Genomic DNA, 1,174 nt, shown 5'->3' with positions numbered 1-1,174 from the left:
ATCTTATGGCATCCATTAAGAAATATGAGACAGCGAAAGGGCATGCGTGGCGCGTGCAGTACCGCAGCCCCGATGGTAAATCGCGGACGAAGCGCGGGTTTCGTACAAAGTCCGAGGCTCAGGCGTGGTCCGATAAGAATGCGGTGAGCATCCATGACCAGGACTGGATTGATCCCAACGCCGGTCGCGCCCGAATCAAAGAGGTTGGTGAGCGCTGGCTTGCAATGCAGACACATCTCAAGCCGAAGACTTTGCATGAGACTGAAGGACTATGGAGGCGCTACGTGCTGCCGGAATGGGGTGGTCGACCGGTGGCGTCGGTCAAGCCGTCTGAGGTGCAGGCGTGGGTAGCAACGATGGGTAAATCAGGATCTACGGTGCGGCAGGCTCATGCGGTTTTGGCTAAGGTGCTTGATTTGGCGGTAATGGATAAATCGATTCAGGTGAATCCGGCGCGGGGTGTGAAGCTGCCGCGTAAGGGTAAGGCAGTCAAGGTGTATTTGACTGCGGAACAGCTGGGAAGGCTAGCTGCTGCCTGTACTCGCCGTTCGGAGATTGTGTGGGTGCTCGGAACCGTTGGTCTGCGGTGGGGTGAGCTGGCTGGACTGCAGGTCCAGGACGTGAATGTGCTTCGCGGACGGTTGAATATCGAGCGTTCTGCGGTGACGGTCGGTAGTGATATTGCTATTGGTGCCCCGAAGACTCATGAGCGACGTAGTGTGGCTGTTCCGGCCGCTGTGATGGAGTTGCTTGTGCCGTTGATTGAGGGGCGTGGGCCGACCGAGTACATCTGGCATCGCAACGATGGTACGCCTTTACGGGTGCCGTCGCATGGTGATTGGTTTGACCTGGCGGTGCAGCGTTGTATGTCTGATGACCCAGCTTTTCCTCGGGTGACGCCGCATGGTTTGCGGCATGTGGCGGCTGGGTTGATGGTGTCGGCGGGGGCGAATGTGAAGGCGGTGCAGCGTCAGCTCGGTCATGCTAGCGCTGCAATGACGTTAGATACGTACACTGAGCTTTTCGATGAGGACTTGGAGTCGGTGAGTCGGGCTGTGAATGAGCGTGTTTCTGGTGTCGTCAAATTGTCGTCAGAATCGGCTTGAAATATGCGTTTGTGCTGGCTGTATGGTGTGTGTTTCGCAGGTTCGATCCCTGTCGGGGGCACAATTTC

Annotated in this window: 1 protein-coding gene; it reads left to right on the top strand. The window is 57.0% G+C overall.

Annotated elements, in window-relative coordinates:
• Positions 1-1,106, top strand: a 1,106-nt coding sequence (locus HMPREF3148_RS10335) for a tyrosine-type recombinase/integrase (protein WP_246818813.1), incomplete at its 5' end; no start/stop codon positions are given.
• Between the last annotated feature and the right edge of the window lie 68 nt (positions 1,107-1,174).

The organism is Corynebacterium sp. HMSC05D08 (genome assembly GCF_001807215.1).
In the GTDB taxonomy this organism is placed as follows: domain Bacteria; phylum Actinomycetota; class Actinomycetes; order Mycobacteriales; family Mycobacteriaceae; genus Corynebacterium; species Corynebacterium striatum.
This window is presented reverse-complemented; position numbering and strand designations above follow the sequence as displayed.